At 62.4% G+C, this 24,303-nt stretch carries 25 protein-coding genes and 2 pseudogenes; 7 read left to right on the top strand and 20 right to left on the bottom strand.

The annotated features are described in order from the left end of the window. The first annotated feature begins 91 nt into the window (after positions 1–91). Positions 92–1,888 carry a DUF885 domain-containing protein gene (locus Q5Z11_RS19630; protein ID WP_303747946.1) on the top strand — a complete coding sequence of 599 codons (1,797 nt, stop codon included), beginning with the start codon at positions 92–94 and terminating at the stop codon, positions 1,886–1,888. A 182-nt stretch (positions 1,889–2,070) separates the two neighbouring features. On the opposite strand, the pseudogene Q5Z11_RS20795 reads toward Q5Z11_RS19630, so the two are convergent. Both Q5Z11_RS20795 and Q5Z11_RS20790 read right to left on the bottom strand, forming a co-directional pair. After that, a pseudogene (locus tag Q5Z11_RS20795) lies at positions 2,071–2,679 on the bottom strand (NAD-binding protein); the annotation flags it as partial. Positions 2,680–2,750: 71 nt separating this feature from the next. Then, positions 2,751–3,882, bottom strand: a pseudogene (locus Q5Z11_RS20790) (monovalent cation:proton antiporter-2 (CPA2) family protein); the annotation flags it as partial. Positions 3,883–4,208: 326 nt separating this feature from the next. Here Q5Z11_RS20790 and mgtE point away from each other — a divergent pair. The 3 genes from mgtE to Q5Z11_RS19610 all read left to right on the top strand — a co-directional run bounded on the left by mgtE (position 4,209) and on the right by Q5Z11_RS19610 (position 9,584). Next, positions 4,209–5,579 carry a magnesium transporter gene (gene mgtE / locus Q5Z11_RS19620; protein WP_303747944.1) on the top strand — a complete coding sequence of 457 codons (1,371 nt, stop codon included), beginning with the start codon at positions 4,209–4,211 and terminating at the stop codon, positions 5,577–5,579. A 330-nt stretch (positions 5,580–5,909) separates the two neighbouring features. Further along, positions 5,910–8,615 carry a bifunctional acetate--CoA ligase family protein/GNAT family N-acetyltransferase gene (locus Q5Z11_RS19615; protein WP_303747943.1) on the top strand — a complete coding sequence of 902 codons (2,706 nt, stop codon included), beginning with the start codon at positions 5,910–5,912 and terminating at the stop codon, positions 8,613–8,615. A gap of 243 nt (positions 8,616–8,858) precedes the next feature. Continuing rightward, a complete protein-coding gene (locus Q5Z11_RS19610) occupies positions 8,859–9,584 on the top strand; it encodes an alpha/beta fold hydrolase (RefSeq protein ID WP_303747942.1) in 726 nt (241 codons plus the stop codon). A 6-nt stretch (positions 9,585–9,590) separates the two neighbouring features. On the opposite strand, the gene dkgB is transcribed toward Q5Z11_RS19610, so the two are convergent. Both dkgB and Q5Z11_RS19600 read right to left on the bottom strand, forming a co-directional pair. Continuing rightward, positions 9,591–10,391, bottom strand: a complete 801-nt coding sequence (gene dkgB / locus Q5Z11_RS19605) for a 2,5-didehydrogluconate reductase DkgB (protein ID WP_303747941.1) — start codon at positions 10,389–10,391, stop codon at positions 9,591–9,593. A gap of 82 nt (positions 10,392–10,473) precedes the next feature. Beyond that, on the bottom strand, positions 10,474–11,688 hold the full coding sequence (locus Q5Z11_RS19600; RefSeq protein ID WP_303747940.1) for an MFS transporter: 1,215 nt from the start codon (positions 11,686–11,688) through the stop codon (positions 10,474–10,476). Between the two features lie 121 nt (positions 11,689–11,809). Between Q5Z11_RS19600 and Q5Z11_RS19595 the strand changes: the two genes are divergently transcribed. Further along, positions 11,810–12,715, top strand: a complete 906-nt coding sequence (locus tag Q5Z11_RS19595; RefSeq protein ID WP_303747939.1) for a LysR family transcriptional regulator — start codon at positions 11,810–11,812, stop codon at positions 12,713–12,715. A gap of 249 nt (positions 12,716–12,964) precedes the next feature. Here Q5Z11_RS19595 and Q5Z11_RS19590 read toward each other — a convergent pair whose 3' ends face one another. After that, positions 12,965–13,252, bottom strand: a complete 288-nt coding sequence (locus Q5Z11_RS19590) for a hypothetical protein (RefSeq protein ID WP_303747938.1) — start codon at positions 13,250–13,252, stop codon at positions 12,965–12,967. A gap of 78 nt (positions 13,253–13,330) precedes the next feature. Further along, the gene (locus tag Q5Z11_RS19585) at positions 13,331–14,287 is read right to left on the bottom strand and encodes an aldo/keto reductase (protein ID WP_303747937.1); all 957 of its coding nucleotides are present in this window, start codon (positions 14,285–14,287) and stop codon (positions 13,331–13,333) included. Positions 14,288–14,468: 181 nt separating this feature from the next. On the opposite strand from Q5Z11_RS19585, the gene Q5Z11_RS19580 reads away from it, so the two are divergent. Both Q5Z11_RS19580 and Q5Z11_RS19575 read left to right on the top strand, forming a co-directional pair. Next, positions 14,469–15,326 (top strand): class I SAM-dependent methyltransferase, encoded by an 858-nt coding sequence (locus Q5Z11_RS19580; RefSeq protein WP_303747936.1) that lies wholly within the window; start codon positions 14,469–14,471, stop codon positions 15,324–15,326. A gap of 146 nt (positions 15,327–15,472) precedes the next feature. Beyond that, positions 15,473–16,012, top strand: coding sequence for a pseudouridine synthase (locus Q5Z11_RS19575; protein WP_303747935.1), 540 nt, complete (start codon positions 15,473–15,475; stop codon positions 16,010–16,012). Positions 16,013–16,071: 59 nt separating this feature from the next. Here Q5Z11_RS19575 and Q5Z11_RS19570 read toward each other — a convergent pair whose 3' ends face one another. The 14 genes from Q5Z11_RS19570 to Q5Z11_RS19505 form a co-directional block, all read right to left on the bottom strand. Next, positions 16,072–16,587: a GRAM domain-containing protein gene (locus Q5Z11_RS19570; protein ID WP_303747934.1), complete on the bottom strand. Its 516-nt coding sequence runs from the start codon at positions 16,585–16,587 to the stop codon at positions 16,072–16,074. Next, entirely contained in the window at positions 16,584–16,934 is a 351-nt protein-coding gene (locus Q5Z11_RS19565; protein WP_303747933.1) for a hypothetical protein, read from the bottom strand. The genes Q5Z11_RS19570 and Q5Z11_RS19565 overlap by 4 nt, the downstream gene beginning before the upstream one ends. Before the next feature lie 426 nt (positions 16,935–17,360). Continuing rightward, positions 17,361–17,741 (bottom strand): VOC family protein, encoded by a 381-nt coding sequence (locus tag Q5Z11_RS19560; protein WP_303747932.1) that lies wholly within the window; start codon positions 17,739–17,741, stop codon positions 17,361–17,363. A gap of 110 nt (positions 17,742–17,851) precedes the next feature. After that, entirely contained in the window at positions 17,852–18,289 is a 438-nt protein-coding gene (locus Q5Z11_RS19555) for a T6SS immunity protein Tdi1 domain-containing protein (protein ID WP_303747931.1), read from the bottom strand. Positions 18,290–18,396: 107 nt separating this feature from the next. After that, positions 18,397–18,807 carry a hypothetical protein gene (locus Q5Z11_RS19550; RefSeq protein ID WP_303747930.1) on the bottom strand — a complete coding sequence of 137 codons (411 nt, stop codon included), beginning with the start codon at positions 18,805–18,807 and terminating at the stop codon, positions 18,397–18,399. A 162-nt stretch (positions 18,808–18,969) separates the two neighbouring features. After that, a complete protein-coding gene (locus tag Q5Z11_RS19545; RefSeq protein ID WP_303747929.1) occupies positions 18,970–19,497 on the bottom strand; it encodes a demethoxyubiquinone hydroxylase family protein in 528 nt (175 codons plus the stop codon). Between the two features lie 87 nt (positions 19,498–19,584). Continuing rightward, positions 19,585–19,911 carry a hypothetical protein gene (locus tag Q5Z11_RS19540; RefSeq protein ID WP_303747928.1) on the bottom strand — a complete coding sequence of 109 codons (327 nt, stop codon included), beginning with the start codon at positions 19,909–19,911 and terminating at the stop codon, positions 19,585–19,587. Between the two features lie 55 nt (positions 19,912–19,966). Then, positions 19,967–20,488: a hypothetical protein gene (locus Q5Z11_RS19535; RefSeq protein WP_303747927.1), complete on the bottom strand. Its 522-nt coding sequence runs from the start codon at positions 20,486–20,488 to the stop codon at positions 19,967–19,969. 103 nt (positions 20,489–20,591) lie between these two features. Further along, a complete protein-coding gene (locus tag Q5Z11_RS19530; RefSeq protein ID WP_303747926.1) occupies positions 20,592–21,086 on the bottom strand; it encodes a hypothetical protein in 495 nt (164 codons plus the stop codon). 60 nt (positions 21,087–21,146) lie between these two features. Continuing rightward, positions 21,147–21,719 carry a hypothetical protein gene (locus Q5Z11_RS19525; protein WP_303747925.1) on the bottom strand — a complete coding sequence of 191 codons (573 nt, stop codon included), beginning with the start codon at positions 21,717–21,719 and terminating at the stop codon, positions 21,147–21,149. A 54-nt stretch (positions 21,720–21,773) separates the two neighbouring features. After that, positions 21,774–22,121: a hypothetical protein gene (locus tag Q5Z11_RS19520; protein ID WP_303747924.1), complete on the bottom strand. Its 348-nt coding sequence runs from the start codon at positions 22,119–22,121 to the stop codon at positions 21,774–21,776. 266 nt (positions 22,122–22,387) lie between these two features. Further along, positions 22,388–22,750, bottom strand: coding sequence for a DUF1801 domain-containing protein (locus Q5Z11_RS19515; RefSeq protein WP_303747923.1), 363 nt, complete (start codon positions 22,748–22,750; stop codon positions 22,388–22,390). A gap of 78 nt (positions 22,751–22,828) precedes the next feature. Further along, positions 22,829–23,155: a hypothetical protein gene (locus tag Q5Z11_RS19510; protein ID WP_345783899.1), complete on the bottom strand. Its 327-nt coding sequence runs from the start codon at positions 23,153–23,155 to the stop codon at positions 22,829–22,831. Positions 23,156–23,302: 147 nt separating this feature from the next. Further along, positions 23,303–24,121, bottom strand: a complete 819-nt coding sequence (locus Q5Z11_RS19505; protein ID WP_303747922.1) for an alpha/beta hydrolase — start codon at positions 24,119–24,121, stop codon at positions 23,303–23,305. Positions 24,122–24,303 lie beyond the last annotated feature (182 nt).

Below are 24,303 nucleotides of genomic sequence, written 5' to 3'. Positions count from 1 at the left end.
GTCGTCCCAAACCCCAGAACACCCCCACTTCCTACCCTTGCCGCACCGGCAGCTACTGCGTACGGTCAGCCCATCCCTTACGGAGCTGTCCATGAAGCCTCTCGTCCTCGCCGTCGCCCTTGCACTGGCCGCGCCACTGCCGCTCACCGCGACCGCCGCCGCACCCGCCACGACCAAAACCACCCCCGCCGCTCCGGCCTGGGTTGCGCGCAGCAATGAGCTGGCGCAGATCCTGCTGCAGGCGCAGGCACCGTTCCAGCCTGAAATGACCAGCTTCTTCGGCGTGCCGGGCTATGACGACAAGGTCGTCGATCTGCGCCCGGACAATGCCGCGCGCTACCGTGCCGCGATGAACAAGGCGCGCGACCAGCTGCGCGAGAAGCTGCAGGTCGAGCGCGATCCCAATCTGCGCCAGGACCTGGAGATCATGATCGGCGCCGCCGAGCGCAACATCGAAAGCAGCACCCTCAACGAACAGCACCTGATGCCGTGGATGGACGTGCCGCAGACTGTGTTTGGCGGCATCAACGGCCTGCTGTCCGACCAGGTTCCCGAAGCGCGCCGTGCCAAGGCACTGGACCGACTCAATGCCTACCTCGGCAAGGCGCCGGGCACGCAGCCATTGGCCACCCTGGCGCGCCAGCGCTACGAGGAAAAGAGCGGCACGCCCAACCTGTTGCAGCCGACCAAGATTGAGGTGGATCAGGCGCTGGCCAATGTCGATACCTACATCGCCGGCATAGGCAAGCTGTTCGCCAAATACAAGATCGACGGCGCCGATGCCTCGCTGGCCGAGCTGTCCACGCAGATGAAGGACTACATCGCCTGGACCAGCAAGGAAGTGCTGCCCAAGGCACGCACCGACAACCGCCTGCCGGCCGAGCTGTATGCCTTCCAGCTCAAGGAAGTGGGTGTGGACATCGATCCGGCGCTGCTGATGCAGCGTGCCCAGCTCGAGTACATGGAAACCCGCGCGATGATGCGCCAGCTGGCACCGCTGGTGGTACAGGCCAAGGGTTTGAAGGTCGCCGACAATACCGATTACGTGGCGGTGATCCGCGCGCTGAAGCAGGACAAGATCAGCAACGACCAGCTTGAATCGCATTACCGCGGCGTCATCGACGCGATCGACCCGATCATCCACAAGCAGGGCATCGTCGACGTGCCGCAGCGTCCGCTGCAGATGCGCCTGGGCAGTGAAGCCGAAAGCGCCGCGTCACCGGCACCGCATTACCTGCCGGCGCCGCTGGTCGGCAATACCGGCCAGCAGGGCACCTTCGTGTTGCCGCTGGGCAACCCTGCCTCGGGCGAGAAGGCGCAGTACGACGACTTCAACTTCGGTTCGGCAGCGTGGACGCTGAGCGCACACGAAGGCCTCCCCGGCCATGACCTGCAGTTTGCGGCGATGGTCGAGCGTGGCATCTCGCTGGCGCGCACCATGTTCGCCTTCAACTCGGTGAATGTTGAAGGCTGGGCGCTGTATGCCGAGGCCGAGATGGTGCCGTTCGAGCCGCTGGATGGGCAGATGATCGCGCTGCAGTTCCGCCTGCTGCGCGCCGCCCGCGCCATGCTTGACCCCGCGCTCAACCTCGGCCAGACCGACCGCGAGCGTGCCCGCAAGGTGCTGGTGGAAGGCGTTGGTCTGTCCGAGGCAATGGCAACGCAGGAACTGGACCGCTACACCGTGCGTTCGCCGGGCCAGGCCTGCAGCTACTTCTACGGCTACACCCGCATCATGGAACTGCGCATGCAGACCGAGCTGGCACTGGGCGACAAGTTCGACCGCCTGGCGTTCAACAACTTCCTGCTCGACCAGGGCCTGTTGCCGCCGGATCAGCTGGCCACCGCAGTCAACGAAGTCTTCGTACCGGCCCAGCGCCGCAAGTAAGCAAAAAGGGCGCCGCAAGGCGCCCTTTTCATGAGGCCGGCATGTTGCACCTGCATTTGTAGGAGCGGCGTAAGCCGCGAAGCCGCAACATCATCAGATGACAGGGGATACCAGCGACTTCAGCACCATCAGCTTCGCGGCTTACGCCGCTCCTACAAAGAACAAAGTCGGCCCGAAGCGCTTCAGTCCTTGTCGTTGGGCGGCGGCACCGTCGTACTGTCATTGGCATCGGCTTCGAACAGATGCATCAGATCAGCACGGGCATCGCGCGAGGTCTGCATCACTGCAGCTTCGTCGTCGTAGACCAGGTGCTGCGCCTTGAGCAGCGCTTCATCGTGTTCTCGGAAACGCTGCACGTGGTCGCGCGCGATGCTGTCCGGAATACCGAGCGCAGTCAGCACGCGTTCGCTGGCTTCAAGGCTGGAACCGAATACTTCGCGGAACGGCTCGGCTGACATGTCCAGCAGCTTCCAGGCGTGCTGGCGGTTGCGCGCACGCGCCAGCACCGTTGCCTTGGGGTACATGCGCCGTACCAGCCGCACCGCGCGCAGATTGGTATCCGGGTCGTCCATCGCCATCACGAACACGCGGATGTGCTCGGCGCCGGCGGCACGCAGCAGGTCGGGGCGGGTCGGGTCGCCGTAGTACAGCTGGTTGCCGAAGCGGCGCAGGTCCTTGACCGTGTCCGGGTCGGCCTCCAGCGCAACAAACGGAATGCGTTGTGCGGTGAGCAGACGACCGACGACCTGGCCGAAGCGGCCCATGCCGGCAATCAGCACCTTCGGCCGCTGTTCACCTGCATCCTTCAGGGTCTCATCCGGTTCGGGTTGCGTCGGCCGCGGCGGCGGCTTGAGCTGCAGCGAGCGCTGCAGGGCGAGCAGCAGCACCGGCGTGATCGCCATCGACAGGCTGACCACCGCCACCAGCCGGTCGTGGTTGATGCGACCGAGCAGATGCGCACGCTCGGCTTCGTTGAACACCACGAAGGCGAACTCGCCGCCCAGCCACAACACGCTGCCAAGCATGAGCGCATTACGCAGCGACATGCGTGCGGCCAAGCCGAGCGCGATCAGGATGGAGAACTTCACCGCCAGCAGGATCGCCACGCCCAGCGCGATGATTTCGGGTTCGGCGGCAACCCGCTTCAGGTCGATGCCCATGCCCACGGCGATGAAGAACAGGCCAAGCAGCAGGCCCTTGAACGGCTCGATCTGTGATTCGATCTCGTGGCGGAATTCGGAGTCGGCCAGCAATACACCGGCAATAAAGGCACCGAGGCTGGCACTGAGCCCGGCTTCGGCCATGAACCAGGCGGTGCCCAACACCACCAGCAAGGCCGTGGCGGTGAACACCTCGGGCATCCGCGTGCGCGCGACGATGTTGAAAAGCCGGCGCAGCAAGGGCCTGCCCAACACGATCACCAACGCCAGTGCACCCAGCGCGATGGAGGCATCCTGCCAGCTCAGGGTTTCGTTCTTGACCCCGCCCAGCAGTGGAATGGCGGCCAACAAGGGAATGGCAACCAAGTCCTGGAACAGCAGGATGGCAAAGCCGAGCCGGCCATAGTCGGTATTGAGTGCCTTGTGCTCGGACAGCAGCTGCAGGCCAACCGCCGTGGATGACAAGGCCAGCGCGGTGCCGATGACCAGCGCGCTCTTCCACGAGAAGTGATTCAGCAGCAGCAAACCACCCAGCACCATCGCACTGAGCAGCACCTGCACCGTGCCGGCGCCGAACACCGGCCGCCGCATCACCATCAGCCGCGACGGCGACAGTTCCAGCCCGATCACGAACAACAGCATCACCACGCCGATCTCGGCGGCATTGAGGATGCGGTCGGCGTCCTGCACGAAGCCCAGCACATGCGGGCCCAGCACCACGCCAGCGGCCAGGTAGCCCAGCACCGCGCCCAAGCCGAAGCGCTTGAATACCGGCACGGCGATGACCGCCGCCAGCAGCAGTACCAAGGCGAGTTCGAGACCCGTGCCGTGCATTGAAAGGGGTTCCTTGATTGATTCAGCTGACCGGTCGGGCAGCTGCCTACCGAGGATTTCACATTATGCGGACTGTGCCGTGAGTGAATGCGAACAGCAGCCCCCCATTTGCGGGATGCAGCGGTGCAGGCTTGACCCCGTCGGCCAACAGGACCAGACTCGCGCCGCTGCCGGTAGAACCGCGCAGCACCTTTCCGGAGTCCAACCCATGTCCAGCGACAGTAGAAGTCGATCGCGATCGTCGACACCAGCGACGGCAACCGCCTGACAGGGCTGGTTCGCCCTGTGCTGGCGTTGCGGTCGCAATTCAGAACAGGCGAATCAAGATGAACCAGAAGCAATTTCTGCGACCAGTGGTGGACGCAGCCACGCTGAGCGCGCCCTTGGCCGATTACAACACCGCCGATGCGGTGGAGTATCTCAACGCCCTGCCATTGCCACTTGCGGCCAATACGCTGGCGGCATTGTCTTTGCCGCGTGCGGTCAAACTGCTGGAAGCCCCTGAGCTGCAGCATGCGGGGGAACTGATCGCAGCGTTGCCGCCGGCCCGCGCCGCGGCCTTGCTGGGGCTGATGGCCGACGACCGTGCGACCGACATCGTCCATGAGCTGGATGATGCCGAGCGCGCGCGGCTGATCCCGTTGCTTGCACCGGAGGCGCGGCGTTCGATCCAGCTGCTGCTGAGCTATCCGCCCAATACCGCCGGCGCCTTGATGACCACTGAGTTCGTCGGTGTGCCGGCGGACTGGACGGTGGCGCAGACCCTGCAGCACATCCGCGAAGTGGAGCGCAGCCGCGAAACGGTCTACGCCATCTACGTGCTGGACCCGCAAAGCCGGCAGCTGCAGCAGGTGGTGACGATGCGGCGGCTGATCACCGGCGAGCCGGAGGATTCGATCCTGTCGGTTGCCCAGGTCAATCCGCCGGTGACCGTGGATGCCTTGCTGGACCAGGAAGAGGTGGCGCAGCTGATCCGCCGCCACGACCTGCTGGCGATCCCGGTGGTGGATGCACAGCAGCAGATGCTGGGGATTGTCACTGTCGACGACATCCTCGATGCACTGATCGATGAATCCACCGAGGACGTGCACAAGTTCGGCGGCGTGGAAGCCTTGGACAAGCCGTACATGCAGATCGGCTTCCTGGAGATGCTGCGCAAGCGTGCCGGTTGGCTGAGCGTGCTGTTCCTCGGCGAAATGCTCACCGCCAGCGCCATGCAGCACTATGAGGACGAGCTGGCGCGCGCGGTGGTGCTGACCTTGTTCATCCCGCTGATCATGAGCTCGGGGGGCAACTCCGGCTCACAGGCGACCTCGCTGCTGATCCGCTCGCTGGCGCTGCGCGAACTGCGCCTGCGCGACTGGTGGAAGGTCGCCCTGCGCGAGCTGCCGACCGGCGTGGTGCTGGGTGCGATCCTCGGCACCTTGGCGATCATCCGCATCACCGTCTGGCAGCTGGCCGGCCTGCACGACTACGGCGAGCACTGGAAGCTGCTGGCGGTGACCATCGGCGCGGCCCTGATCGGCATCGTCACCTTCGGTTCGCTATCCGGCTCGATGCTGCCGTTCGTGCTCAAGCGCCTTGGCTTCGATCCGGCCAGCGCCTCGGCCCCGTTCGTGGCCACGCTGGTGGATGTCACCGGTCTGGTGATCTATTTCAGCATCGCCGCAATGATCCTCGGCGGCACCCTGCTCTGAATGTAGTGCCGAGCCATGCTCGGCAGGAGCTCTACCCGTAGAGGGGGACCTGTAGTGCCGAGCCATGCTCGGCAGGGGCCTTACCGGCAAACCCAACGGCAAAAGCAAAAGGCACCCCTCCCCAACCCTCTCCTGCGCTACGCGCAAGGGAGGGGGCTGTTCGCGGCCATCTGCCAGTTCGCTGCTTGTCTCCCTCCCTTTGGCGCCAGCCAAGGGGAGGGCCGGGGAGGGGTGCTCTTCGCCAAATCCAACTCCCCACTTTGATCCAACGCAGCCCACCCGCCACCGCAGCCGTGTACCTTTGACCCGGTACCCGCAACAGGCGTCGCAATGAGCATCTATCACCTGCAGACCGTATTCCGCCCCCGTTCGGTGGCAGTGATTGGCGGCAGCCCGCGCGATCGTTCCGCCGGCCGCGCGGTGATTCGCAATCTGCGCGCTGGCGGCTTCGCCGGGCAGATCGGCTGGGTCAGCCCGCGCTATGCCGAAATCGACGGCATGCGCACGGTCAAGAAGCTCAAGGACCTGCCGTGGATTCCGGACCTGGTGGTCATCACCGTGCCGGCAACGTTGTTGCCGCAGGTCGTCAGCCAGGCCGCCGAACTGGGCGTGGCCGCCGCCATCATCCTCACCTCCGGCCTGGGCAAGGGCCCGGGCTCATTGGCCGCGCAGGTGGAAGCCGCCGCACGGCCCAAGGGCATGCGCGTGCTCGGCCCGCATTGCCTGGGCGTCATCGCCCCGCATGCACGCCTCAACGCCAGCATCGCCGCACACACGCCGCAGGCCGGCGATCTGGCGCTGATCTCCGAATCCAGCGCGATTGCCGCCGCGCTGGTGGAATGGGGCGTGGCACGCTCAGTGGGTTTCTCGGCGGTGGTATCGCTGGGCGACGCGCTGGATGTCGACTTCGGCGACCTGCTCGATTACTTCGCCAGTGACTACCGCACCCGCGCCATCCTGCTCTACGTCGACCAGATCAGCGACGCGCGCAAGTTCATGTCGGCCGCACGTGCCGCCGCCCGCGCAAAACCCGTGGTGGTGGTCAAATCCGGGCGCAAGCCACGCGGCAGTGATGAAGTAACCACCACCCATTCGCAGGCGTTGGCCGATTCCGACGCGGTCTATGGCGCCGCGTTCAACCGCGCCGGCCTGCTGCGGGTGAACGCTTTGGACGAGTTGTTCACCGCCGCCGAAACCCTGGGCCGTCTCGGAACCTTCCCGGGTCGCCGTCTGGCCATCCTCAGCAATGGAGGCGGTGTTGGCCGGCTGGCCGTGGATCAGCTGCAGGCACTCGGCGGCAGCCTGGCCGAGCTGTCACCGGCCACCGTCGAGCTGCTGGACCAGGCCTTGCCGCAGGGCTGGTCGCGCGACAACCCGGTCGACATCGTGGTCGATGCCGATGGCGGCCGTTACGCCTCGGCGATTGAAGCGCTGTTGTCCGATGACGCCAACGACGCGGTATTGGTGATCAACGTGCCGACTGCGTTCACTTCCTCGGCCGAAGCCGCGCAGGCGCTGACCACCACGCTCGGGCAACGCTCGCGGCAGCTGCGCGACAAGCCCGTGTTCGCGGTATGGCTGGGCAATGACGACCGCGCCACGGTCACCCTCAACACTGCCCGCGTACCGACCTACCCAACCGAAGCCGACGCCGTGCGCGGCTTCCAGCATCTGGTGCGTTACCGCGAGGCGCAGACCGCGCTGATGGAAACGCCACCCAGCCTGCCGGCGGATTTCGTGGTGGATGTGCCTGCCGCACGCGCACTGGTGGAGGCGGCGCTGGCCAATGATCAGCAATGGCTGGACCCGGTGGCGACGCACAAGTTGCTGCAGGCCTACGGCATTCCGTCACTGGAAGTGATGGTTGCGCGTGATCCGCACGAAGCGATGGATCTGGCCCAGCCAATGCTGGAGCAGGGCATGAGCGTGGCGGTGAAGATTTTCTCGCCGGACATCCCGCACAAATCCGAAGTCGATGGCGTGCGCTTGAACCTGGGCAGCCTGCGTGCGGTGCAGTCCGCGGCGACCACGATCCTGCAGCGCGCCCGTGAGAAGCGCCCACACGCGCGCATCGAGGGCGTGCTGGTGCAGCCCAGCCTGACCCGGCCCAAGGCGCGCGAGCTGATTGCCGGTATTGCCGACGATCCGGTATTCGGCCCGGTGGTGGTATTCGGCCGCGGCGGTACCGCAGTGGAAGTCATCGACGACAAGACCCTGGCATTGCCGCCGCTGGATCTGCGGCTTGCCCATGAAGTAATCGGCCGCACCCGCGTTTCACGCATCCTCAAGGCTTACGGTGACGTACCGGCGGCAGACGAGCGTGCGGTGGCGATGGTGCTGGTCAAGCTGGCGCAGCTGGCGGCGGATATTCCGGAGATCCGTACGCTGGATCTCAATCCATTGCTGGCCGACCGCAACGGTGTGATCGCATTGGATGCACGTGTCGCCATCACTCCGGTCAAGCGCCTGCACAAGGGCCGCGGTCATCCGCGCTTCGCGATCTTCCCGTATCCCACCGAGTGGGAGCGCACGATTGATCTGTCCGACGGTGGCAAGGCTTTCATCCGCCCGGTGCGGCCGGAAGACGATGGCCTGTTCCGTGCCTTTTTCGCACGTGTCACCGACGATGATCTGCGCCTGCGCTTCTTCCAGTCGGTGAAGCACTTCAGCCATGAGTTCATTGCCCGCCTGACCCAGCTGGATTACGCGCGCTCGATCGCATTGGTGGCGATTGATCCCAAGACTGGTGAAATGCTCGGCGCGGTGCGCCTGCACGCCGATGCCGATTACAACCGCGGCGAGTACGGCATCCTGATCCGCTCGGACCTGAAGGGCCACGGCATCGGCTGGAAGCTGATGCAGATCATGATCGAGTACGCCGGCTGGCTGGGCTTGAACGTTGTGGAAGGGCAGGTGCTGCGTGAGAACAGCACCATGCTGGCGATGTGCCAGAGCCTGGGTTTCAAGGTGAAGGCCGACCCGGATGATTCGACCATCATGAATGTGACGCTGCCGGTGGGTGAGGCTAAGAGCTAAAGACCAAGAGCCAAAGGCACCCCTCCTCAACCCTCCCCTGCGCTACGCGCAAGGGAGGGGGCAGATCAGCTCCCTCCCTTTGCCGAAGGCAAGGGGAGGGCTGGGGAGGGGTGCTCTGCTTCGCTCCCTCCCTTGCGCATAGCGCAGGGGAGGGCTGGGGAGGGGTGCTTTGGCTTTGGCTCTGGCTTTGGCAGTTGCCCCACCTCTCACCCCCAAACCACCCCAAGGCGCGACAATAGCGCCATGCAAACGAACCAAGATCCAGCAGCCAGAACCCCGCTGCTACTGCTGCCCGGCCTGCTCAACGATGCCACGCTGTGGCAGTCCCAACTCGAAGCACTCGCCGACATCGCCGATTGCCAGGTCGGCGACCTCACCCAGCAAACCACCATGCGTGCCGTCGCCGAAGATGTACTGGCCAAGGCCCCGGCGCAGTTCGCCCTGGCCGGCTTCTCCCTCGGCGGCTACGTCGCTCAGGAAATCCTGCGTATCGCTCCGCAGCGGGTGTTGAAACTGGCGCTACTGGATACATCGTTCAAACCCGACTCACCCGAGCGCGCCGCACAACGCGTGGCACAGCAGAACAGCGTGCGCTTGCCCGGCACCTTCCATGGTTTCGGCGACAAGCTGATGCGCAGCTACATCGATGCATCGCGGCTCGAGGATCATGCGCTGGTGGATACCGTGCGCAGCATGACCGCACGCCTCGGCGCGGAAGTCTTCCTGCGCCAAAGCCAGCTGCAACGTGCGGATGGCAGCGAGGTCCTGCGCGCCTGGCAGGGCTCGGCCTTGATTGTCTGCGGGCGCAACGATGCGATCACGCCGCTGTCGGTCAGCGAACAGATGGCCGCGCTGATGCCGCAATCAACGCTGGTGGTGATCGAGGACTGCGGCCATCTGGCACCGTTGGAAAAACCCGAGGAAGTGAACACAGCGATGCGTAGCTGGTTGCTGTCAACGTCGGAGTGATCGATCTCAATCCCAGGTCGGGGCAATACCCGGATTGGCCACGCGCTCGCCGCGATCCAGCTCCGCGATCCGTGTCATGTCTTCAGCATCCAGATGCAGCTGCGCTGCCTGCAGGTTGCCGGCGAGGTTCTCGCGCTTGGTCGACGACGGAATCACCCCATAGCCCTGCTGCAGCGCCCATGCCAAGGCGACCTGTGCGGTGCTTGCCTGGTGCTTGTCGGCAATGGCCTGGATCACCGGGTCCTTCAGCACCGCGCCATAGGCCAGACTCATGAACGCGGTGACAGGGATGCCCTGCTCGCGCAGGTAGGCGATCAAGGCGCGGTTCTGCAGATAGGGATGCACTTCGATCTGATTGGTGGCAATGGCATCGGCACCGAGGATGGCGATGGCCTGGCGGGTCAGGTCGATGGTGAAGTTGGAAACACCAATCGCCTTGGTCAAGCCCAACGCCTTGGCTTCGCGCAGCGCACCCAGGAACTCGGCCATCGGCACTTCGTCCTTGGGCGAGGGCCAGTGGATCAGGGTCAGGTCGACGTGATCGGTGCGCAGCTTGCGCAGGCTCTCGCGCAGGCTGGCAAGCAGGTCATCGTGGTGGAAATTGCTGATCCAGATCTTGGTGGTCAGGAACAGCTGTTCGCGGGGCACCGTGCCGCTGGCGATTGCCGCACCCAGATCGGCTTCGTTCTCGTAGATCTGCGCAGTGTCGAAGGCACGGTAGCCAAGCTCCAAAGCGTTGTGCACGGAGTCGGTGAGTACCTGGTCCTTGAGGCGGTAGGTGCCGAGGCCAATAGCGGGAATAGTCATTGAAATCTCCGGAAAATTTGCGCTTACAGGCTACGCCGTGCAGCGCTAACGAAAAGATGAAAGGGAGTAACAGCGTGTTCCGTCAATGCGCGCTGACGGCGATGCCTTCGGCGCGTACATCCAAACCGTCGCGGCGATCCAGGCGGCCACTCAGTACGGTCAATGCAAGCGCACCCAGCACCACCAACGCGCCAATCCACGGCGTATGCATCAGGCCGATGTGATCGACCACCAGGCCGCCGAGCGAAGCACCCAGCGCGATGCCGATGTTGAAGGCAGCGATATTCAGACCGGACGCGACATCTGTTGCCTGCGGCACGAAGCGCTGCGCCTGCTTGACCACGTAGACCTGCAGGCCCGGCACATTGCCGAACGCCACTGCACCCAACGCCAGTACGGTCAACAGCACCAACCAGCGGTTGTAGGCAGTGAAGGTGAGCACCAGCAACACCAGCGCGAGCAGGCCGAAGATCAGCGTCAGCGCAGGAATCGGCCCGCGACGGTCAGCCAGTCGCCCACCCCACAGATTGCCGATCGCCACCGACACGCCGTAGACCAACAGCACCGCGCTCACCGCATTGGCCGAGAAGCCGCTGACGTCCTGCAGGATCGAGGCGAGGAAGGTGAAGGACAGGAAGGTGCCGCCGTAGCCCAGCGCAGTCATCGCATAGACCAGCAACAGGCGCGGCTGCGCGAGTACCGCGAACTGCTGGCCGAACGTGGCCGGCGCACTGCGCGGCAGATCACGCGGCACGAACAGCAGGCTGCCGAGCAGGGCGATCACGCCCAATGCAGCGACGGCGAGGAAGGTTGCACGCCAGCCCAGGTGCTGGCCGATGAAGGTGCCCAGCGGCACGCCGGTGACCAGCGCCACGGTCAGCCCGGTGAACATGATCGCGATCGCGCTGGCGGCCTTGTCCTTGGGCACCACCGAGGTGGCGATGATCGAGCCGATCGAGAAGAACACGCCGTGGGCAAGGCCGGTCAGCACCCGCGCCACGATCAGCGAGCCATAGCCGGGTGCCATCCACGCAATCAGGTTGCCCACGGTGAACAGCAGCATCAGCGCGACCAGCAAGGCCTTGCGCGGCACCCGTCCGGTCAAGGCGGTGAGTACCGGCGCGCCCACGGCAACGCCCAAGGCGTAGAGGGAAACCAGCAGGCCGGCCGAGGGCAGGCTGACATGCAGGTCGGCGGCAATGGTCGGTATCAAGCCGACGATGACGAACTCGGTGGTGCCGATGGCGAACGCACCCAGCGTCAGCGCCAGCAAGGCAAGGGGAATACCGCGTGACATGGGCGAATCCTCGGAAAGGGCTGCGCAGTGTGAACGCGTCACTCTTGCCGAAAAATGCGGTTTCCCACCAATTACTATTGATTTAAAGTCAACAATATTCCACCCCCACCTGGCCGCCCCGATGAAAACCACCCTGGATGAGATGCAGGCCTTCATCGCGGTGATCGATACCGGTTCGATTACCGCTGCAGCTGAGCAGTTGGGCCAGACCACCTCCGGCGTCAGCCGGGCGTTGGGGCGGCTGGAAGAGAAGCTCGGCACCACCTTGCTGACCCGCACCACACGCCGCCTGCAGCTCACCGATGAAGGTGAAGCCTTCCTCGCCCAGGCCCGCGCCATCGTCGCCTCTGTGGATGAGGCCGAGGAGCAGATCGCCGCACGGCGCGGCACGCCGTCGGGGCGGCTGCGCGTGGATGCAGCAATGCCGTTCATGCTGCACGTGATCGCGCCGCTGGTGGCTGGCTACCGTGCGCGCTACCCGCAGGTAGCGCTTGAGCTCAACAGCAGCGAGCGCTACATCGACCTGTTGGAACGGCGCACCGATGTGGCGATCCGCATTGGCCCGCTTGCGGACTCCACGCTGCATGCGCGGCCCTTGGGTCACAGCCGCCTGCGTGTGCTGGCCAGCCCGGCTTACCTGCAGCAGCACGGCACACCGAAGAGCGTGGCGCAGCTGCAGGCGCACACCTTGCTGGGTTTCAACGAACCGGATTCGCTGAATCATTGGCCGTTGGCGAGCGAGAGCGGCGAGCGCCTGCACGTGCGCCCGGCACTGGCGGTATCCAGTGGCGAGATCCTGCATCGATTGGCATTGGAGGGCGTCGGCATCGTCTGCCTGTCTGACTTCCTCACCGAGGCGGCGCGTGCGCGTGGCGAGCTGGTGCAGGTGTTGCCGAAACAGACCCTGGATGCGCGCCAACCGATCCACGCCGTGTACTACCGCAACACCGCGGTATCCGCGCGCATCAGCTCCTTCCTCGACTACCTGGCCGAAGCAATGGCGCAGCCGGTTGTGGGAGCGGCGTAAGCCGCGAAGCCGACATCATCAAAACCACCGGGCATGCATGTGACCCGATGATGTCGGGTGCGTTGGTGTGCGCTGTTTATTGCCACCGGGAAAGCTCCTGCCGAGCATGGCTCGGCACTACGCTTTCGCTCCCTCCCTTTGGCGAAGCCAAGGGGAGGGTTGGGGAGGGGTGAGCTCTTCAGCTTCCGATGTAGCAGTAGCTTCGCGGCTCACGCCTCTCCCACAACAAAACCAAGCCGGTTACCTCGCTCAATGCTGCTCGGCATGATGCCAAGCATGGCGCACCAACCAGCGCGCCTCATCCCAGGAAACCGCCAATGCCGGGCTATGCCGGTGGTAGCTGTCCTGCAGTACTTTGTAGAGCTGTTCTTCATTGGCGCGCGGATACGCCTGGTACACGTCGTAGCCCATTTCCAGCAGGCGCTGGTAATGGTCGAACTCATGTTGGCCAAGATGGCCGATGGCATGCACGCCGCGCCAGTAAGTCAGTTCGGCGTGGCGATCGATGCTGCGCTGGGCTGTAGGTGCGGTCTGCATGGGTAGGACTCCACTCGCGGTCTACCCCCTGTTCGGCCGATCCTACGACGCAAGCAGGGGGTACGCAACTCGCCCAATTCAGCTTTCCGCGCTGGCCGCATCCAGCTGCGCGACCTGCTCGGCGCTCAAACCAAGCTGTGCCGCCGCCAGCACGTCCTGCAGCTGCTGCACGCTGGTGGCGCTGACGATGGGCGCGGTGATGCCCGGGCGGGCGATCAGCCACGCCAACGCCACCTGGGCCGGCGTCGCCTTGTGGCTGGCAGCCACATCGTCCAGTGCCTGCAGAATGCGCAGGCCACGCGGATTGAGGTAACGCTCAGCCACTTTCGCACCGCGTGCCGCACTCTTGCCCACGTCATCGGCGCTACGGTACTTGCCGCTGAGAAAGCCGCTGGCAAGCGAGTAGTAGCTGATCACGCCGATACCCTGTTCGCGCGCGAGCGGTTCCAGTTCGGCCTCGTAGCCACTGCGGTCGTAGAGATTGTATTCCGGCTGCAGGGTCTCGTAGCGCGGCAGGTGGTAGTCGGCGGAGACCTTCAGCGCATCACGCAACCGCTCGGCGCTGTAGTTGGATGCGCCAATCGCACGTACCTTGCCGGCCTCGATCAGCCGCCCGAACGCACCCAGGCTTTCCTCCAGCGGCACCGATTCGTCGTCTTCATGCGCCTGGTACAGATCGATCACATCGGTCTGCAGGCGGCGCAACGAATCCTCGACGGCGTCGTTGATGTTGTCGGCCGACAGGCCCGGATGCTCGGCCCATTTGGCGACCTTGGTGGCTATCACCACCTTGTCGCGCTTGCCGCTGCGCTGCAGCCAGCGGCCGATGATGGTCTCCGACTCGCCGCCGCGATTGCCCGGCACCCATGCCGGATAGACATCGGCGGTGTCGATCAGGTTGAAGCCGGCGTCGACGAAGGCGTCAAGCAGGCCAAAGGATGTCTTCTCATCGGCACTCCAGCCGAATACGTTGCCACCAAAAGCGATGGGGCTGACGTGTAGACCCGAGCGACCAAGTTCGCGTGACTGGGGCATGCGTTGCTCCTTTGTTGTTCAGTTCAACAGCATAGACGGCATGCGTTCCAATTCCGTGGCAAGGTCGTGAATACAGCGTTCCGCACGTCGTCCCCGTGCTAACGGGATATGAACATTTCATGCTGCATTGCACTTGCAGCCGCGTGCTAGGCTCGCCGTTTCAAACGCCGGAGTTCCTCGCATGAAGACGCATTCCCCGCTGCTGTGTGCCTGTCTGCTGGCGCTTGCCAGCACCCTGCCCGTCGGCACCGCGCTGGCCCATGGCGAGGCCGCCAGCGCTGCTGACGTGCAGGTGTCGCCGCAGCTGCAGGCGGCCGTTGCCGGCAGCTGGCGCACGCCGGCCAATGTGCTGCGCGACGAATACCGACATCCGGCACAGACCTTGGCGTTCTTTGGCTTGCAGCCGAAGCAGACCGTCATCGAGATCACCCCGGGCGGCGGTTGGTACTCCGAGATCCTCGCGCCTTACCTGCGTGATGGCGGCAAGTATGTGGCCGCCGTGGTTGATCCGGGCGCATTGCCGGCCGGCGGTGGCCGCGATTACCAGCAGCGTTCGCGCGATAGCCTGAGCAAGAAGTTCGCCGATGCCCCCGCCCAGTTCGACCGTGCGGCCGAAGTGGCCTACAACCCGGCTGCGCCGGTGCTGGGTGCGCCGGGCTCGGCCGATCTGGTGCTGACCTTCCGCAACGTCCACAACTGGCGTTCGTCCGGCCAGGCTGAAGGCATGTTCAAGGCCTTCTTCGACGTGCTCAAGCCGGGCGGCACGCTCGGTGTGGTGGAGCATCGCGCCAAGGCCGATGTCGGCGCGGATGACAAGAGTGGCTACGTTGGCCAGGCGCAGGTGATCGCCATGGCAGAAGCTGCCGGCTTCAAGCTTGCCGGTAGCAGCGAGGTGAACGCCAACCCGCGCGACACCAAGGACCATCCCAACGGTGTGTGGACCCTGCCGCCGTCCAACAACCATGACAAGGCCGATGCCGCCAAGTACAAGGCCATCGGCGAAAGCGACCGCATGACGCTGCGCTTCGTGAAGCAGTAATACGGCCGCGATTGGGGATTCGGAATCAGGCAGTGAGATAATGCGGGGCCGCGATGCTTGGCATGCGGCCCCGCTTTTCTGAGCTGCGATGCCAGCTGATCGCGTGGCAGCAGCGCATCCATTCTTCTCCCCAATGCCTGCATCAGATGCTTATCGCCCTCAACAAACCTTTCAATGTGCTCTGTCAGTTCACCGACAGCAGCCAACCGCCGCGGGCGACCCTGGCCAGTTTTGGCCTGCCGGCCAACGTGTATGCGGCAGGGCGCCTGGACTACGACAGCGAAGGTCTGTTGCTGCTCACCGATGATGGCAATCTCGCCCATCGTCTGACCGACCCACGGCATAAGCAGCCCAAAACCTATTGGGTGCAGGTCGAAGGCACGCCCACCGATGACAAGCTGCAGGCGCTGCGTGACGGCGTGCAGCTCAATGACGGGCCAACCCTGCCTGCGCGCGTTGAACTGCTTGCTGCTGCTCCCAGCCTGTGGGAGCGCAATCCGCCCGTGCGCTTCCGCAAGACCGTGCCGGACAGCTGGCTGGCAATCACCCTGCGAGAAGGACGTAATCGGCAGGTTCGGCGCATGACCGCCGCAGTCGGATTACCGACGTTGCGATTGGTGCGTGCGGTGATGGGGCCGTACGCGCTCGAGGGACTGCAGCCGGGGCAGTGGCGCAGGGTGGATTGAATCGCGCAGCCTGGCGCGAACCAGGTTGCGGCTCACAGCCACGGCAACTGATACCAGTATCAGGTCAGGTCACGCGCGCGGTGTATTGCATCCGCCCAGTGGCTGCGGCCGAACACGACGAAGCGATGTACTTCATCGCGGGTATGCACGGCCAGCGAATTGGGCATCAACGGAAGCACGCCCAGAAAGCGCGTCCAACAACGTTGTACCGAGCTGATCCTCCGCAAAGGGACCTCGCTGTCACCGGTTTGCACATTGAAACGGTGGGCCGAGAACAGCAGGCGCTGATTGGACAGATACAGCTGGCCACCAACAGTCTCGATGCCGCGCTGCATGTTGGCAGCGCCTTGCTTGATGACACGCTCGTCGATGTTGAGGATCAATCCCACGTTGCTGCCTCGTTCCATGCTGGGCCAGTGCAGAAGGCACTGCCGCGGCGAAGAATGGCCGAGTTGCTGGCTGTCGACAAGCGTCAGACCGTCGAAACAGGTGCGGCGGTCCTCAATGTCCCTGTCGAGAGCGTCGCCGCATGCGCCTCTGCCTGTGCGCGAGGACAGATTCAATGCCGTGCTCACCAGATCTCGATGGTGGTCGCGAAGCCAGCCGGATCATGCGCGTGTATTGCGATCGCTGCCGGGATGAAGCTTCGTCCTCGATAGGTGGGCATGGCCGAATAGCGGCTCAGCTTTCCTGCACGCATCAAGGGCAGCACGGTTCTGATGTCGATCCTGCGCTTCTGCTCCGCAGCCCACACCGGCACAAACACCGTATTGTCTGTATCGAGTTCACCGCCAAGTTCTTCTGGAACCAGTTGCAGGAAGGCCAGCTCACGTCGAAGAACCGCAGCTTCGCATTTCTCCCGTGTATCAAAATGGCCGAAGTCAGCGCATCCGATCCTTCGGCTGCGACGCCCGTCGTGCATAAAGCCCTCCTATGGCTTTCCAGGCAAAAGCGACGACAGCCCTCAGGGCAGCGCAAATCACATCAGGCGCTGTTGACTGCGGTGTTGCAAACCGAAGATTCGCAACGCAGCGGCTTTGTCTTGTCGAGTCGAGAGGATACGAGAGTTTGTATCGATCGCCTTGTTATCACTGTGCATGAGATAGCGCAGCTGGGGCATGTGAGCGCAGTGTGTGTGCAGGGGGCGTTCCGCAAACTGGAAAGCCAGTTACGCAGCGGCAGCTCAGCGCGCAAGGCTCATTGGTCGCAGTGCCGAGCGGTCAGTCGCTGTGTCACTGATTTCTGAAGAAGCAGCATCACTGCACCCAGGTATGTTTGGGCGTGTGAATGGAATCGCCGCAACCGAGTGGAGAACTCCCAGGTGAGAGCTCCTTCTTGCATGCTCCAGCTACTGCCCCGCAGGCGGCTCCCAGAGTTCGATCTTGTTGCCTTCGGGGTCCATCACCCAGCCGAACTTTCCCTGCTCGGAACTCTGTGCCTCACCGACAACAGTGCAGCCCTCCTCGCGCAGTGCAGCAAGCAGTGCATCCAGATCGTCAACCCGGAAATTGATCATGAAAGATGCAGTAGAAGGTGCCATGTAGTCGGTATCCGCAGCAAATGGGCTCCAGATCGTCGCGCCCGCTGGACTGTCAGCACCGCCCCACTGAAAAACCGCGCCGCCCCAGTCGCTGACATCCAGCCCGAGGTGCTCGCGGTACCAGGCTGAAAGCGCTTTTGGATCGTTTGCTTTGAAGAAGATGCCGCCAATGCCGGTTACGCGTTTCATACCGAATCTCCTCACGTTGAAAGGTTCTCGCGGAGTTGCGAACTCGGGCGGTGCCGAGCCTTGAACTGGGCACGTCTCTGGCACGGCTGACTCAAAGAGCGCATTGGTAGCTAATCGGCAATATTGATCCTGACCTTGGCGCCATCGGGAAGATTTGCAGTTTCCTTGGCGAGGTGGCCAGAGGCCGAGATCAGTTCAGTCAGCGAGATCACGCCGAGGTTGTCACCACCGTACTCGCCACCAAGCGTGCCCGGAACCTTGAGGCAGTACTTGTAGCCCGGTTGCAACGGGCCAAGGCGTTCGCGCGCTTGGTCAACCAGGGCCTGCATCTGCCAGTCCCCAACGAACTCCGCATTTCGGGACAGCTGATCAAGTTCCTCGCGGGTTGCTGCGACCACCTCGCAGTACAGGTCCTCGGGGCAAATGCGCCAGTAACTGCCAGTGTGATCCTTGATCATCAGGTTGCCGAAATCGTTTTCTCCTACGATCTGGCTGGGACATAGTCCCGTCCAGCCCCAGGCATCCTTGATGGTAGTGATAAGTTCCATGCGTTCCTTACGACGAGCTTCAGCAGGCAGGCGGGGCAGGGCCGAATGAAAAGAAACCTACGAACCTGCAAGCAAAATGATGCACCGGATTCTGTAGTCTGCTCCAACTATCTGCGGTTGAGAATACGCAGCAGGCGGTCTGCTTCCGCATGCAGATGAGGGGAGTTGTCATGCGTCCAGCTGTCATCGCACCAGTCACAGCAGTTGTATAGATCACCTTGCCACCATTGGCTGTCGGTGGTAGCTGACCTGGGCTGGGGAGCGTCGGCAAGGGCCAGGTTGAACCCGCTATCCAAGTGATCAGCCAGTCGACACAATGCCTGTACCGATATTTCTCTTGCTACGAAGGCGATCAGGGACTGGCGCAGAATATCTTCGGCAATGGCTTCAGCCTCCACGGATATTGGCTGGAAGCCGTTGACATCTTCAGCCATCCTCAGCAGCAGTGCCGTAGCCAGCTCCGGGCTGGGTTGTGGATACAGATCCCAGATGAGCGGATGTAACTCATCCGTAGACATCACTGCAGCGTCGGTCCAGCGCGACAACTCTTCAGAACTGCCGACTCCACACCAGAACTACATGGCGAGGAGGTTCAAGTCTGCGCGAATGCTATCCATGATGTAGGCCTTCGGGATGGCGTTGAATCGCTACCAGGTGCCATCGCAGGTGGCTACTCGAGCTCACAGCCGCATGCCAGCCCATATGACCGCCTCCGTCGACGCAGACACAACCGGAGTGAGCAGCTTGGGCCAGAATGTGCCGGGCGGGATGTGAGCAAGCGATTGGTCATGGTGCTCCTGCTCCTCCGCCACGATGGAGGCAATTGCGGCGACGGCAAACGGATCCTGGTCTTCAAGCATGGAGAGCTGATGCTCCAGATGCCTCAGTACGGCGGCTTCAACGGCTGCCGTGGTGGCGGCTATGGCGCCAGCGCCAAGCAAACCGGTGACCAGGCCGAGCGCCAGGCCTCCAGCACCGCAGAGCCAGTAGCTTCGGCAACGACGAACGCCGCGCCGTTGCAGCTCGGTCGCGAAGATTGTGCGGTGTCCTTCCTCGTGAGAGCGGAATTCCGCCAGCTGCGCAACCATCGCCGGGGCTGTGAGCCGGGCAATGAAGATCTGCCCGCGGTAGATGTTCACCGCGCCATGTTCACCGGCATGATTGACCTTGATGATCCGGCCGCCGATTTCATTGCAAGGTCGTTGCACGACTTCTCCTGTACGGCGGTCAACGGTGGAGCCAGATTGATCCGTGATCCGAACTTGGCTTGAATCAAAAATTGTAGCCGAGCAGTGTCAGTTCTGCGCCGCGTCGAGTCTGGGCCATAGATGCTGCGCCAAGCACTCCAGATCGGCCCTGGACAATCCGCAGACAGCCGGAAGTCGATCTGCGGCGATCGTGGATGCGCCATGCAAGGTCTCCCGCAAGACGCCTTGGACTGCCAGTGCAGCGAAATGCGGCTTTGCCTGCAGGGATAACGGCCAATCCTCAAGGATCTTGGAAAGATCAGATCGCTCGAACCCGAAGAGCGTTGGGCACTCCCTATCCCAAGCCCGCAGCCAATATTCAAGCACGCCATGAAGTGTGCGCAGCTCTGCGATTGATAAATCAGAAATGTCCATGGGTTCCAACGACGTAACAGGCCGCACCGGGCAGCATATCGGTAATGTTGAGGCATCAGCCCGCACTGCGGGGAATGGCAACGCTGAAAGGATAGGCGGGTGCACTGGACCGCGCTGCCGCGGAAAACATGGTCAGGAAATCCACAAGTGAGTGGGCAACAACAGAGCACTCCTCAAACTCTGGTTCGGAACCGTAGACCACCTGGCCTCTAACCGGGCCTTGCAAGCAATAAGCGAAGTACTGATAGGAACCGTTGACGGACAGGAATAGAGGGAAGTGCGATTGCCAGAAGCTTCGGATCGCCGCACACCAGTCGGCATCCGAGCCCGCCGCTTCAAGAGACATCAGCTCGAAGGCATTGAAGCGAAACGGCAGATTACTGATGAGATCAGCCGTGGACACGAACCACGCCTTGTCGGACGGGCAGACGCAGAGCGAGAACGATGAAAGGAAGGCAGTGAGTTCCGCTGGCAGTTGCCCATAACGGGAGATCAGGTCAGCTGGAACTTCAGCGTCGGGTGGTGGAGGGGAGACATGCCAAGAAAGCACGCTCAGCGATTCGAGGAAGCTGCTCATGTTGCTGTGTGTCTTGAAAAGATGGATGCGTGCAATGGCTGCGCATTGAAGGCAGAGCCGGGTGCCATGGCCGGCCCCGCATGGCGGAATGTTCTTGACCCGCTTACCAAACCAATAGCCTCCCACCGGGCCAGCGACCAGACCACCCGCAGGGGAAGTGTCCGGCGCGATAAACCTGCAGGAGTTGCAGGAAGAAATCGGGTCGGCCTTTGCAGTTCCGGTACTCATGCTCCATCACAGCAGCAAGCACGTCCCAGCTCGCGGAGTCCAGAAAGCTCTTGGGAAAACTCCTGCTTTCAGCGAATGGTCGCCAGGACGTATCGCATATCGACGAGATAACAAGCTCTTTCGCGGACACGGCGATTCCATTCCAGCGCTGGTACTCATCCCGATGGCGGCTGTGCAGGAATTCTGTAAGCCGGTTCCTTGCATCAAGCGTGACATCCTCCCAAGCCTGGCTGCTGCAGAGCGTAATCGCCTGTTCCCAGCTTGATACCTGCTCCGCAGAAAAGGGCAGAGGCGCGGCGAATGGTTGTCCGCAGGCGCTGAACCAAGCGATGTTATGAAGTTCTCTTGCGAATGATTTGTCCATATCCATTCAGTGCTTCCTTGCGTGGGCTACGCCGATTCACAAAAGCGATTCGTTGGAAAGGGCTGCTCAATTGCGGATCAGTGATGCGATGGCATCCCAATGGTCGGCGCTCTCATTCAGGGCGACGGCCGAAAGGGTATCTCGCCGCAGAGCGATGACTGTGTCGATACCTTTGTCGCGGAGGATGCCTTGGGCCTGCCGTAGTATGCGCAGACGTCCTGTAAGCCATTGCCGTCGCTCAGGCAAGAGCAGTGCAATCGAATGCTGCATCGAACACGATAGCTTCTGGCGCAGGTTGATAAGCGCAGCTTTGTCTGCCCTTTCAAAACTGGGCTCGATCACATAGTGCGCGCCAACCGCGGCATCAAGATCGTACTTGTCCTGCAAGAACTCCTGCCATGACTGGGCGCTTCCAACTGTCTCGACGGCGCCGGAAACGACGTTGACCAGGTGCGCGCCAGCGCCTACGTAGCAATGCTCGAGCATTCCACTCATGACATAGGCTTCGCTGTTGGAGTGCACCACCCAATGGTCTTCGCGTGGGCTCAGGATGCAGGACTGAATGGCAAAACGTTCCCCCGCCGAGCTGATCTCGGCGAGGTTTAACACTATGGACTGAGCATCTTCAGCGGAAATCATCGATTCGATCGAGAAGCAGGCGGCCTGATGGATCCGAACACGTCACTTGCGTGCCTACCACTCCCGCCACTCCTCAGTGATGTCTTCACCGCCGCCTACGCCCTTGTCGGCAGCGGCCTGGATGATGAGCTCGCAGAGCTGCTCACGCTGGTCTGTCTCGATCAGGGAATGGCCGCAACTCTCGTTCAGCACGTTGAGAGAAAGTACGGTTTCCTTGACGATGCCAATCACTGATTCTGTGTCGCCCGAACCTGCGGACTGAGTCCTGTCAATGAAGACCGTGAGGATGGAATCGCACTTGCCGATGTCATCCTCGGAGTAGCCGGCATCACCCCCGTCTTCGGCTACGCTCTCCATGTAGTCGCGCATTCCCTCAAGAAGATCGGCCTTCAAAGCGTTCATTGGTTCTATTTCCATAGTTCCCTCTGTGGAATGTGTAATGCTGGATTCTGCCCGTCATTCGATGAGTTGCCTTGGGCTGGAACGCTTGGACATCTTAATGAATTACCGGTTCAAGGCGCCAGGATCACAGCTTGCGACAATGGTATGAGCGAACAAACCCAGCCGGTAGCTCACTGTTAGCTGGCCGCGGACCTCGATGCCAACTCATCCAGTGACGATGATATGAGGTATGCCTGTCGATGCAGAAGCGCGGCAAGAGTGGGTTCTCACGTACCACGCGCTGCTGCTTCCAGGGCCAGTGGAAGATAGTGAGCCAGCGCCTTTGCGCTGATGTCACCCGCAGAGCGCAACTTGATATGGCGGCGGCCTTTGCCATTACCCTCAAGCTGGCCAAGTGTGTCCGCGATCTTCGCCCCGCTGCCGAACTCCACAGATATGTGCTGCTTATAGGCGAACACGCCGCAGAACTGTACGTCGGATGAGAACAAGATGCCGCCATATTTGACCTCTTCGGTCACGGCCGGGATTGTGCTCTTGACCAGCTGGCGGACAGCGTCAACCAAGGCGAGCTGCCCTTCGCCAAGTAGGCTGATGTCTTCAAGAAGTGCCTCGATGGATTTGCTTGCCATTGCGTGGGACCTATAGTGCTACGTGCGTTCTGCTACGGTGAGGCGGTAGCTGGAGGTGCTTTGTACTCACGTCGTAGCTCAATTGGTGATGGCGTGGGCTGCGGCTGCAAAAACCGCAATCGCAGCAAGAAGAACCACGAATCCAAAGCGAAGGCGGAGAGGAATCGGAGCCTTGCCATGGGTTTGCTCAACCGTCTTTGTATCGAGGATCCACCCGTGATTGCAGCGGGTGCAGGCAAGTTGGTAGCGCTTCGCGTAGACGAATCCAAAGAGCAGGTCGAACTCGCCGAACTTGTACCTGAGCTGGGTCTGGAAGTCTGCAGTCTCCTTGCAGCCCGGGCAGAATCTCTGTTCCAGAGACCCAACGGGAACGACGCGTTCTCCCTGCCCAATCATGAACATCATGATGCCTCTCCCTGGTCAACTGCGATCGAAATGGACGTCGGTGCTCGTGCGTTGCATTAGACACCGGAACGCGCCCCGCAAGGCGGGTTTGCGTGGAGCGGGAGGTCGAGTTCCGCGATATGACCACGGCTTGGCCAAGCGGACCGCTCAGCGGACGCCGATTCCATCAAGCCACTGCAGCGCATCATCAGTCCACCGATCGGTGTCCTTGCCCTGCTTCTTGACGCCGAACGCGTGCCCGCCGGTTTCATAGAGCCGCAGCTCCACACTCACGCCAGCCTTCCTCAGCGCCCGCTCGTACACTTCCGAGTAGTAGGACGGATCGACGGGGTCGTCCTTGGCATGTATGAGCAGGGTAGGTAGCACGTCGCCCGAGATCTCGATGTCGGTGTTCAACTCCTGGGCGGCGATGGATCTGGGCGTCTTGTTCTTGTGCTCCATCGTCAGGTGGCCGGGATAAACGGGTATCGCAAAATCAGGGCGGCTGCTCACTTGATCGGCCTCGTCGATTGGCGCGTAGGATTGATGTTTGAATCCTGTAGACGATAGTACCGCCAGATTTCCCCCGGCCGAGAACCCCATGACGCCGATCCTGTTCGGATCGATGCCGTATGTCGCAGCGTTGTAGCGGACGAGGGAGATGGCCCGCTGGGCATCCTGCAACGCCATCGGGATGGCTGGCTGTTCGTGCCTCCTGGTGACGCTGTTCCAGTTGCAGCCGGTATTCGGAACGCGGTACTTCACAAGGATGCAGGTGATGCCGGCGTCAGTCAGCCATCTGCAGACATCAGCGCCTTGGGGGCCCAGCGTGCTCTGTGGTCCTATCGCCAGCGCCTTGAAGCCACCACCCGGGAACACCAGAATCGCGGCACGCGAAGTGGTTACCTTGGGCGAATAGACCAGATACGTCGGGCGGCTCGACGACCACGTTTCTCCAGCGAGCGCCTTCACGCCATCCAGGAACACCTGGGAATCTTCAGCCCATAGCGGAACTTCCAGAGAGTAGCCAACAGCTGGTGCTCCAGCGACCGCAGGGTTTGCTGGCAGCGGAGTCGCCGGCGAACTTGGCAGCTGCTGCTCACTGCTTGTGGCGAAAGCCGCGGAAGATGCGCTCAACACAAGCGTGCTCAGCAGAAGGGCAGCTAAAG

This window comes from Stenotrophomonas sp. 610A2 (genome assembly GCF_030549615.1).
GTDB lineage: Bacteria > Pseudomonadota > Gammaproteobacteria > Xanthomonadales > Xanthomonadaceae > Stenotrophomonas > Stenotrophomonas pigmentata.
Note: the sequence above shows the minus strand (reverse complement) of the source record. Positions and strands in the feature narration are given on the sequence as shown.

What these genes read in the sequence shown, in the direction of transcription:
- Q5Z11_RS19600 (WP_303747940.1), bottom strand. Translation starts at nt 11,688, where the DNA reads ATGTCACGCGGTATTCCCCTTGCCTTGCTGGCGCTGACGCTGGGTGCG.
- Q5Z11_RS19590 (WP_303747938.1), bottom strand. Translation starts at nt 13,252, where the DNA reads ATGCAGACCGCACCTACAGCCCAGCGCAGCATCGATCGCCACGCCGAA.
- Q5Z11_RS19565 (WP_303747933.1), bottom strand. Translation starts at nt 16,934, where the DNA reads ATGCACGACGGGCGTCGCAGCCGAAGGATCGGATGCGCTGACTTCGGC.
- Q5Z11_RS19520 (WP_303747924.1), bottom strand. Translation starts at nt 22,121, where the DNA reads ATGAACGCTTTGAAGGCCGATCTTCTTGAGGGAATGCGCGACTACATG.
- Q5Z11_RS19610 (WP_303747942.1), top strand. Translation starts at nt 8,859, where the DNA reads ATGCAAACGAACCAAGATCCAGCAGCCAGAACCCCGCTGCTACTGCTG.
- Q5Z11_RS19580 (WP_303747936.1), top strand. Translation starts at nt 14,469, where the DNA reads ATGAAGACGCATTCCCCGCTGCTGTGTGCCTGTCTGCTGGCGCTTGCC.
- dkgB (WP_303747941.1), bottom strand. Translation starts at nt 10,391, where the DNA reads ATGACTATTCCCGCTATTGGCCTCGGCACCTACCGCCTCAAGGACCAG.
- Q5Z11_RS19555 (WP_303747931.1), bottom strand. Translation starts at nt 18,289, where the DNA reads ATGGAACTTATCACTACCATCAAGGATGCCTGGGGCTGGACGGGACTA.
- Q5Z11_RS19540 (WP_303747928.1), bottom strand. Translation starts at nt 19,911, where the DNA reads ATGGACATTTCTGATTTATCAATCGCAGAGCTGCGCACACTTCATGGC.
- Q5Z11_RS19630 (WP_303747946.1), top strand. Translation starts at nt 92, where the DNA reads ATGAAGCCTCTCGTCCTCGCCGTCGCCCTTGCACTGGCCGCGCCACTG.
- Q5Z11_RS19530 (WP_303747926.1), bottom strand. Translation starts at nt 21,086, where the DNA reads ATGGATATGGACAAATCATTCGCAAGAGAACTTCATAACATCGCTTGG.
- Q5Z11_RS19560 (WP_303747932.1), bottom strand. Translation starts at nt 17,741, where the DNA reads ATGAAACGCGTAACCGGCATTGGCGGCATCTTCTTCAAAGCAAACGAT.
- Q5Z11_RS19510 (WP_345783899.1), bottom strand. Translation starts at nt 23,155, where the DNA reads ATGATGTTCATGATTGGGCAGGGAGAACGCGTCGTTCCCGTTGGGTCT.
- Q5Z11_RS19515 (WP_303747923.1), bottom strand. Translation starts at nt 22,750, where the DNA reads ATGGCAAGCAAATCCATCGAGGCACTTCTTGAAGACATCAGCCTACTT.
- Q5Z11_RS19575 (WP_303747935.1), top strand. Translation starts at nt 15,473, where the DNA reads ATGCTTATCGCCCTCAACAAACCTTTCAATGTGCTCTGTCAGTTCACC.
- Q5Z11_RS19535 (WP_303747927.1), bottom strand. Translation starts at nt 20,488, where the DNA reads ATGAGCAGCTTCCTCGAATCGCTGAGCGTGCTTTCTTGGCATGTCTCC.
- Q5Z11_RS19585 (WP_303747937.1), bottom strand. Translation starts at nt 14,287, where the DNA reads ATGCCCCAGTCACGCGAACTTGGTCGCTCGGGTCTACACGTCAGCCCC.
- Q5Z11_RS19550 (WP_303747930.1), bottom strand. Translation starts at nt 18,807, where the DNA reads ATGTCTACGGATGAGTTACATCCGCTCATCTGGGATCTGTATCCACAA.
- mgtE (WP_303747944.1), top strand. Translation starts at nt 4,209, where the DNA reads ATGAACCAGAAGCAATTTCTGCGACCAGTGGTGGACGCAGCCACGCTG.
- Q5Z11_RS19595 (WP_303747939.1), top strand. Translation starts at nt 11,810, where the DNA reads ATGAAAACCACCCTGGATGAGATGCAGGCCTTCATCGCGGTGATCGAT.
- Q5Z11_RS19525 (WP_303747925.1), bottom strand. Translation starts at nt 21,719, where the DNA reads ATGATTTCCGCTGAAGATGCTCAGTCCATAGTGTTAAACCTCGCCGAG.
- Q5Z11_RS19615 (WP_303747943.1), top strand. Translation starts at nt 5,910, where the DNA reads ATGAGCATCTATCACCTGCAGACCGTATTCCGCCCCCGTTCGGTGGCA.